Consider the following 2,526-nt stretch of genomic DNA (forward strand, 5'->3'; position numbering starts at 1 on the left):
GCAGACGTACGTTGGCGATGGAATCTCTCCACTGAAAGGCTTGGCGGTTCACGTCGTCAAGGTCCATGAAGTTTTTGAGAGGCCAGAAGTTGTGGCGAATGTAGTGGATGGCGCCTTTTTCAACTTTTCCCTTCTCGTTGGGCCGGCGGACGTTACAGGCGTGCGGAGAGATTTTAAAGGGGCGCGGGAAAGAGAGAAAGGCCTCATTGTAGCGGATGATGGAGCCCTCGCGCTCGGTGACGGCGGTGGCCATGTTGTCGAAGACAAGCTCTTTGGGCGTTCCGCCGAAGAAAACAAAGGCATTGAGGAGGCATCGGTGAAGGGTCTCCTGGCGCTGCGAGTGGGAAAACTCGAGGTAGAGCAACCGGCTGTGACATTCGACGACGGCAAGGCAATAGAGCTTTCGGCGCCAGCTCCCATAAGAAAGAGAGCCGAAGTGGCCCCAATCTATCTGGCACTGCTCTCCGGGAGGCGATTCGAAACGGATGCAAGGGGTGGGGTGAGTCTGGCGCAGGGTGCGGACGAAATCTTTGACGATGGTGTAGCTTCCATGGAACCCCAGAGAGAGGAGGCGCTGAAAGATGACCTGGGCACTGGCGTGAGGAGCCTGGCTGAGAAGGGACCTGATTTCATCTTTGAAGGGGTCGAGCCGGCTGGGGCGTGGGGTTGTCGCTCTGGAAGGGTTCGGGGTGAGGAGGTATTTGGAGACGGTCTTTCGATCGAGAGCGAGGATGGAGGCGATCCTGCCCGTGGAAAAGCCTTCATGATGGAGCCTGTGAATTTCAAAGACGGTTCGCTGATCGATCATGGCTTGCCTCCCAGGATGCCGGCAAGATTTTGTCCAAGCCCCGCCGCGTCCCCCCTGGAAGTCAAAGGGGTTTCCAGCAATGTCCGGTTAGGAAATTGCAATGGTTGAGGGTGCAAAAAATGTTGAAAATTGGCATCTTAGATCGTTTTTTTGCTTGACAATCCAGAGAAAGTGTGCATTCGGCGCATTTTTCGTAAAATCCAATACTTATAAGGAGTTACGAAGATGCCCCGGACAATCCATCCCTGGAATAGAGCACGTCGCGCACCTTCATTTGATGATCTGATGGAGCCGACTCGAGATATTCTCCCTCACGTCCCCGCACTAGAGGCACGAGGAAACAGACCCTTGCAGATGAGCTTCGAAGAGCAGCTAAGAGCCTTGGTATACTTCCACCTGGAGGAACACACTTCGGGACGTCACCTGATGCAGGCCCTGCAGGAGGATGACTTCGCTCGCGAACACATCGCACCCGCAGCCGGAATAAAGAGGAGCAGCTTCTGTGAGGCCATCAACTCCCGAGGGCTCGAACAGCTCATATCCCTCTATGGAGGTCTTCAGGCTAAAGCCTCCCGCTTGTTGCCGTGTGAATACAAAGAGCTCGGAAATCTGGTCTCGGTTGACGGATCCTTCATCCAGGCGGTGCTCTCCATGGCTTGGGCCGACTACAGAGACGGCTCCAAGAAGGCCAAGGTCCACGTGGGATTTGACATCAACCGCTCCATTCCCACAAAGATCTTCTTAACCGACGGAAAAGCCGATGAGAGACCATTTGTCAGTAAAATCGTATCTCCCGGCCAGACTGGAGTATTGGACCGCTATTACCAGTGCCATAAAAACTTCGACCTGTGGCAGCAGGAAAACAGGCACTTCGTGTGCCGCATAAGGGCCAATACGAACAAGATCTGCATCGAGATGCATCCGGTTGCTCCCGGAGGGATCGTTTTCTACGATGCCACTGTCTTGCTTGGCACCCCTGGAGTCAACCAGACCGAGAAGCCTGTTCGAGTGGTTGGATACCAAATCGGCACTGTCTGCTACTGGGTAGCTACGGACCGACATGATCTCTCGGCGGAGCAGATTGCCATGGTGTACAAGCTGCGCTGGGAGGTCGAGAAGTTCTTTGCTTGGTGGAAACGTCACCTGAGGGTCTACCACCTCATTGCAAGGAGTGAGTACGGGCTGATGGTCCAAATAATGGCAGGCCTGATCACATATCTGCTCCTGGCTCTCTACTGCCATAAGCACCACAACGAGAAGGTCAGCATAAATAGGGTCAGGGAACTGCGCATCCAGATCCAAAATGAGATCCGTGCCTCCGAGCCACCGGATCACATCTCTCACAATTTCAAAGAGCAAGGAAATGTTACCTTATCTGCAAAAACCTAACCGGACATTGCTGAGGGGTTTCCAGCTTTCTCTCGGGGTGCTCCGGTAGGGAAAGCACTTGAAAGAGGGTTCCATCGAAGGCGATGAGGTCCTTTTGGATGAGGCCATTTCTGGCCGCCACATACTCATCGACCGAAAATTTGAGCAACGACAAAAGCTTATCGTAGCCGTAGCAGGAAAGGCCCTGTGCGTCTGCGACCAGAAGGGCGCATTCCCCGTTTTTTACAGGTCGGTATCCCCGCCAAGTGAGCCCCGTTTCTTCCCTGGGCGGACAGCAGTGATGGGATGGCGCTCTCGATACAACTCGATCACTCTGTCGTAGGTCCCGT

At 54.2% G+C, this 2,526-nt stretch carries 1 protein-coding gene and 1 pseudogene; one reads left to right on the forward strand and one right to left on the reverse strand.

Features of this window, described 5'->3' with window-relative positions; genetic code table 11:
* Positions 1-808: IS21 family transposase (gene istA / locus MWC30_RS21470; protein ID WP_244086248.1), on the reverse strand; the 808-nt coding region annotated here is incomplete at its 3' end.
* Between the two features lie 324 nt (positions 809-1,132).
* Between istA and MWC30_RS21475 the strand changes: the two are divergent.
* Positions 1,133-2,116 (forward strand): annotated as a pseudogene (locus tag MWC30_RS21475) (IS4 family transposase); the annotation flags it as partial.
* Positions 2,117-2,526: the final 410 nt, after the last annotated feature.

The organism is Desulforhabdus sp. TSK (assembly GCF_022836495.1).
Taxonomy (GTDB): Bacteria; Desulfobacterota; Syntrophobacteria; order Syntrophobacterales; family Syntrophobacteraceae; genus Desulforhabdus.